This window comes from Exiguobacterium sp. UBA6282 (genome assembly GCF_002440475.1).
GTDB lineage: Bacteria > Bacillota > Bacilli > Exiguobacteriales > Exiguobacteriaceae > Exiguobacterium_A.
Window position 1 is genome coordinate 16,750 of sequence record NZ_DJUM01000040.1, and the last position, 5,223, is coordinate 21,972.

Below are 5,223 nucleotides of genomic sequence, written 5' to 3' on the forward strand. Positions count from 1 at the left end.
TTGTGTCTGTGATTCGAATTCCTTGTTTACAGACTTAACTAAAAGGAGTTCTCACATGACATATGCTAAAGCCTCTATCTTCTTCAGTCTACTCGGCTTGTTCATTGCTTATATGATTTTCCCACCGATTAACTGGCCATTCGGTCCAAACTCGATGATTACGATTCCGATCGGACTTGCCATTTATTTGTTCGGAATTGGTCTCGGGATCGTCGCCTTCAGACGACGGGAGCCCGGGATTCTTAAATATGTCAGTCTCGCCTGTGCCATTCCGCTCGGCGTGCTGCTACTACTCTTTCTCGGTTACATCTTTAGCGGTCAAATTTAATCGTCTTTCTATAGTTGTTCATGAGACGCTTTCCCGAGGGCATCGAATGTCAACCGGTGAATCGCTGGACTCGACATCGCATCTAACCATTCGTTCGCCGCTCGCCCAGTATATTTTTCAAGAACTAACGCCAATACAAGTCCATGTGTCGCGACAACCACTTGTTGATTCGGATGCATGTCATGGAGCTTTTCGATGGCTGCTACAGCACGATCAAGTGCCATGCGATTCGACTCTCCACCAACTTCTGCGTAATCGGCGTCTAAAAATGACTGTCTCAATACTTCCTCGAGTCTCTCAGTCGTTAATCGTTCATCGATTAGTTGAAAAAGTCGCTCTTGAAATGGAACCGTTATGACCTGCATGTTCCTCTGATTCGCAAGCGGACGAACGGAATCCATCGCCCGTCGCATCGGACTCGAACAAATAGCGTCAATCGGCATCGTTCTAAAAAACACCACTAGTTTCTGTGCTTGCTGTTGACCTGCATCGGTTAAACCTCGTTCACGATCACTCCCCGTTTTGACCGATTCACAATGTCGAACGAAATAAATCGTTGTCATTGCAATTTGACCCAATTTCCTTCGGATATCACTTCGACGTTTGAACCAATGACACGGATCGCTGTCGCGTCGTCGATCGCGTACGCTGGATTCGTCAGCCTCTTTGCCCACGCTTTTGCTGCTTGCATGTGATTGTCTGGTAACTGCGGGTGATCGAGATGCGGGAAGATCGAAAAATCAACGAGACCGAGTGTTGCGTCCGATTGCTCCGGTGTCTTCTGCCATTCGACGAACTCCGTTCCGATACGGGGAGTGAGCACCATGCTACCGGCACTCATCCCGACATAAACACCGGTCAGTTGCGGTAATAGTCGATCAAAGCCCGATTCGACGAACCAGTGATGTAGAAATAGCGGATCCCCACCATTGACGAGGATGACATCCGCTTGTTCGACCGCTGGTTGCCAAATTGCTGGATCAACCACTGAAACCGCTGATAATTCCAACAGACCGACTGACTTCCATCCTACATCGACCATTGGTGCCTCATCTTTTCCTTGAATGAAGTTGACAGCGAGGTCCATCCCCCTTTTTAGTACGTAAGACGCTGTCGTGATTGCAATGGCATGACATTCTTCAATCGGTTTTCCGAGCATCTCCAGTAACGCTTGATGAATCGATGCATTTTGTACCCCACCTGAAGTTAAGAGATACTTCATCATGACACCTCCTGTTCTTTGCTTCAGTTTACAATATTTAAGCGTTTTTGATATGCTTACTTTTATTAACAAATCACTTATTAAGGAACTTTTATCCAATTTTATTCGTATAAAAATAGACAGCATCATATTTTTATGAACGGGAGGCACATATGTACTCGATTCCTAGCTACTTCATACTTTACTTAAAAATCATGCTGACGGATAAGATTCCGGTCTTTTGGTCGTTGATCTTCCCGTTGATTCTCGCCTTTGTCTTCGGGTCACGCCTCGACTTCACCGAGAACAGTTTCCTCTCGTTCCTCGCGCTCTTTTGGGGCTATATCTTACTTTCGATTTACGTGAATGGCATCGGACTCCAACTTGCCCGGATGCGGGAACATGGTTTGATGAAGACGTATATCATGATTTCCGGTAGTAAGATTGGTTGTATTCTCGCACTCGTTCTCGTTCAGCTCGTATTTGCAGCCGTTAGTTTAACGGTCTTTACGACGATTCTGATGCTTGTGTTCGGCTTCTTCTCACCTTTAACGTTGTTACTCGCTTATCTCGTCTTGGTGCTCAGTATCCCGCTTGCTTTTGCAAGCATCGCCTTGACGATGCTTCCGGCTAAGATTTCGAGTATGTCGACATTAATCAACATCGTCATGTATCCTCTGTTCTTGTTCGCGAATAGCCAACCGGATCGCTGGTACAGTTACTTGAATCCTTTTTATGTCATGAAAACACTTGGTCTCGCTGTCTCTGAGCACGTTACGGGAGCATCGTTCCTTATCTTGACCGTCGTACTCGTCGTTTATCTGTTACTTGGTCTATTCTCTGTCAAACGTTTTAATCTCATGTCATTACTGACCCGATAGGAGGATTCAGATGCACGTTCAACACGTACGCTTCAACTATCCGAAATCACCTGATCTGTTACACGATGTCTCCTTTTCGCTTGTTCCCGGGAAACTGAACGTCTTGATCGGCATGAACGGTGCCGGGAAAACGACACTGTTTGATTGCATGACCGGTGCCTTACCGATCACGTCCGGAGAACTGGACTTACCCNNTTACCCGATATCTCGGACATTCTCTATTTGACGCAATTCATCTATTACTCGGATGAATTAAAGGGCAAGGATGTCGCCGTCTTCGTCGGTCGGCTCGCTCGTTTGAAAGCATATCGCAAGCGAGAGACCTATACGCGTCATCTGAAACAGCCACGAGAGCTCGATTTATTCGCTCATCTGTGGGAGATGAAAATTGGTAAGATGTCCGCTGGCGAAAAGAAATGGTTGTTCGTGACCCTGTTGACGACAGTACCACGTTCGCTCTACATCTTTGACGAGCCAACGAGCGGGGTCGACCCGGCAACACGGCTTCATATCATGCGACGCTTCGAGCAGATGACAGCAAACGGTCAAACGTGCCTCTTCTCGACCCATCAATTACATGATCTATTGCATACCGATGCCCATGTCATCTTCCTTCATCAAGGTCGTATTTTGTACGAAGGCGACTTCAAGGATTGGTTGAACCGATTCGAGACGACAGATCCGGACGTCGCGTTCGTCCAAATGCTTGAACTAGCAGGATAACGTTAACCACCTCTCTTTTGGAGGTGGTTTTTTTGTAATATTTGAAATGTAGGTTTTCGAAAAACATGTACAGGATATACACATTATAAGAAAGGAGGTCGTCCGATGAACTTCATTTCCGGTCAAGCATTTATCACGATGATGGATTCACTTTTCAACGAAGAGGAATGGAATCGACACGTCTTATACATCACTGCGAATTCAGCAGCTATCCACTTACAAAAACGATCTACCACCATTCTCTCGCATCCTATGGAATATCAGATTTCGTTTCTCGTGCATTTACCAACGCTAGAAAAACGACTGATCGTCAAAACGAATCAACAGGAGACGCGCCAATTTTTCTTTGATCCAATGGCTTCCATCGATTGTATGTGCACTAGTTTAATGCCGTGGACGAATCCAGGGCGATTCAATGAGGAGGAAAACGTTCATGTCCACCAACACTCTTGAACAACGCATCAATGCCGTCCTCGATTGTTTGGCGGCCGCAAAGGACTACCAACGTATCGCCGGAAGGCATGATGTGTCGTATCAACAATTGTATAACTGGGTCCGGCGCTATGAGAGCGGTGGTATTCCTGCCCTGACGGATCGCCGTGGTCGGAAGTTACGATGCGAACGATTTACTTCGACTCAGCATACGCCTTGAACCGATCAAGGATCGCCTGCCAGCCCGCTTGTTGCATTTCAGGCGGGTTGATTGTTTCGGCATCAAACGATTCGACGACTTCGGTCTGTTCCCCGTTCCGAGAGAAGTCGATCGTCACCTGACGACCATCCTCGAGGACATACGCAATGCGTTCGTAGGGAACGATTGTCTCGTATGTACCCGTGAAATCAAATCCCATGCTACCGTCTTTTGCTTCCATTCGATTCGTGAATTGACCACCGACCGTCAAATCATTTGTTGACGCCGTCGTATGCCAATCGTCAGACGCTGCGTTCCAGCGTTTGATGTCTTCTGGTGCGTTCCAGATCTCCCACACGGTCTCGACCGGACGGTCAATCACAGCTTGAATCGTCAGTTTCGTCATCTTTCTTCCTCCTTACTAATTGAAGTTCCCTCCCTATTTCGAGGACTATTAAATGAATTCCTTGTTATTTTCGATTAATTCAGGTGTTAATTTGAACGCTTTGTTTTCCATACCATGAACAATAGAATCGCCGGAATGAGACAGATGATTGCATCGATAACGGTCGGCAGTCGTAACGCGGGACTTGTTAAAAACCGAACGCCTTCCACTGTCCAAATCGTTAACATACAGGCGGTCAATGCTGCAAGCCGCCAGCGTCTCGGAATCCGAATCCAGTAAGCGAGGAGGCGCTCCGATAACTTCATCTTCCTTCCACCTTTCGGACCGCTTTCAGAAAGCTTTGTTCCGTTTTATAGGAGGCGTCGCGCCACATGAAACGTTTTGTATGCTTGAACGTATTTTTTTCAAACTGATTTCCCGAACTCGTCTTGAAGTAATGGGCGACACTTAACGAACCATCGAATGTGTTCCCGATGATCGTGTTGTCATGGACATCATGCTGGACGAGCAATTGACCACCCTCGAGCCCTTTCGTATCATTCCCGATCAGCTGATTTTGCTCGATCCGAACACGTTTTGTACCGCCTCGCTTCGTGTCATACCCACCAATCGCAATTCCGGTGTAGACGTTTTGCCGTAAATCATTCTGGCGAACGATGACATCTTCTGCGTACCGTCCGGCATGTTCACTCGTCACTTCGATCCCGATATCACTTGCTTCGATGAGATTCTTCTCGATCGTTAAATTCTTCCCACCATCGACATAGATACCGGCTGCGCTGTATTCCTTCCCGTAAGCAGGATTGCCGTAGCTCGACGTCCGGTAGACACGATTTTCCGACACGACGCCCTCACGAACGTAGTCGTCTTTTTTCGACTGAGCAATCCCTTCGTGTCCGATCAAATCAATGCCGATGTTGTCGTTATCCCGTACGACGTTCTTCGTCACCCGGAAATGTTTGACGTTTCCATTTAAGACGAGGGCTTCACTGAAACCGAGACGATTCTGCTCGACTCGGTTACCGGTGATCGTCAGGTGACGAATCGCTCCCG

11 protein-coding genes are annotated in these 5,223 nt (G+C 47.2%); 6 read left to right on the forward strand and 5 right to left on the reverse strand.

Features of this window, described 5'->3' with window-relative positions; genetic code table 11:
• Positions 1-55 precede the first annotated feature (55 nt).
• Complete coding sequence (locus B2751_RS11005; RefSeq protein ID WP_290774785.1) at positions 56-328, forward strand: hypothetical protein; 273 nt, start codon at positions 56-58, stop codon at positions 326-328.
• Between the two features lie 8 nt (positions 329-336).
• Here B2751_RS11005 and B2751_RS11010 read toward each other — a convergent pair whose 3' ends face one another.
• A complete protein-coding gene (locus B2751_RS11010; protein ID WP_290774786.1) occupies positions 337-891 on the reverse strand; it encodes a histidine phosphatase family protein in 555 nt (184 codons plus the stop codon).
• A complete protein-coding gene (locus tag B2751_RS11015; RefSeq protein WP_290774788.1) occupies positions 888-1,550 on the reverse strand; it encodes a Type 1 glutamine amidotransferase-like domain-containing protein in 663 nt (220 codons plus the stop codon). Before B2751_RS11015 ends, B2751_RS11010 begins: the two co-directional genes overlap by 4 nt.
• A gap of 152 nt (positions 1,551-1,702) precedes the next feature.
• Between B2751_RS11015 and B2751_RS11020 the strand changes: the two genes are divergently transcribed.
• The 5 genes from B2751_RS11020 to B2751_RS11040 all read left to right on the forward strand — a co-directional run bounded on the left by B2751_RS11020 (position 1,703) and on the right by B2751_RS11040 (position 3,785).
• The gene (locus B2751_RS11020; RefSeq protein ID WP_290774790.1) at positions 1,703-2,410 is read left to right on the forward strand and encodes a hypothetical protein; all 708 of its coding nucleotides are present in this window, start codon (positions 1,703-1,705) and stop codon (positions 2,408-2,410) included.
• Between the two features lie 10 nt (positions 2,411-2,420).
• Positions 2,421-2,636 (forward strand): ATP-binding cassette domain-containing protein, encoded by a 216-nt coding sequence (locus B2751_RS11025; RefSeq protein WP_290774791.1) that lies wholly within the window; start codon positions 2,421-2,423, stop codon positions 2,634-2,636.
• Positions 2,633-3,133 (forward strand): AAA family ATPase, encoded by a 501-nt coding sequence (locus B2751_RS11030; RefSeq protein WP_290774792.1) that lies wholly within the window; start codon positions 2,633-2,635, stop codon positions 3,131-3,133. The genes B2751_RS11025 and B2751_RS11030 overlap by 4 nt, the downstream gene beginning before the upstream one ends.
• 105 nt (positions 3,134-3,238) lie before the next feature.
• Positions 3,239-3,586 carry a hypothetical protein gene (locus B2751_RS11035; protein WP_290774793.1) on the forward strand — a complete coding sequence of 116 codons (348 nt, stop codon included), beginning with the start codon at positions 3,239-3,241 and terminating at the stop codon, positions 3,584-3,586.
• Positions 3,567-3,785: a helix-turn-helix domain-containing protein gene (locus B2751_RS11040; protein ID WP_290774794.1), complete on the forward strand. Its 219-nt coding sequence runs from the start codon at positions 3,567-3,569 to the stop codon at positions 3,783-3,785. Before B2751_RS11035 ends, B2751_RS11040 begins: the two co-directional genes overlap by 20 nt.
• On the opposite strand, the gene B2751_RS11045 is transcribed toward B2751_RS11040, so the two are convergent.
• The 3 genes from B2751_RS11045 to B2751_RS11055 form a co-directional block, all read right to left on the reverse strand.
• Entirely contained in the window at positions 3,760-4,170 is a 411-nt protein-coding gene (locus B2751_RS11045) for an SRPBCC family protein (protein ID WP_290774795.1), read from the reverse strand. The two genes, B2751_RS11040 and B2751_RS11045, sit on opposite strands and share 26 nt — an antisense overlap.
• Positions 4,171-4,256: 86 nt before the next feature.
• The gene (locus B2751_RS11050) at positions 4,257-4,475 is read right to left on the reverse strand and encodes a hypothetical protein (RefSeq protein WP_290774796.1); all 219 of its coding nucleotides are present in this window, start codon (positions 4,473-4,475) and stop codon (positions 4,257-4,259) included.
• Positions 4,472-5,223 (reverse strand): right-handed parallel beta-helix repeat-containing protein (locus B2751_RS11055; RefSeq protein ID WP_290774797.1); only part of this gene is annotated, 752 nt, incomplete at its 5' end. The genes B2751_RS11055 and B2751_RS11050, both read right to left, overlap by 4 nt.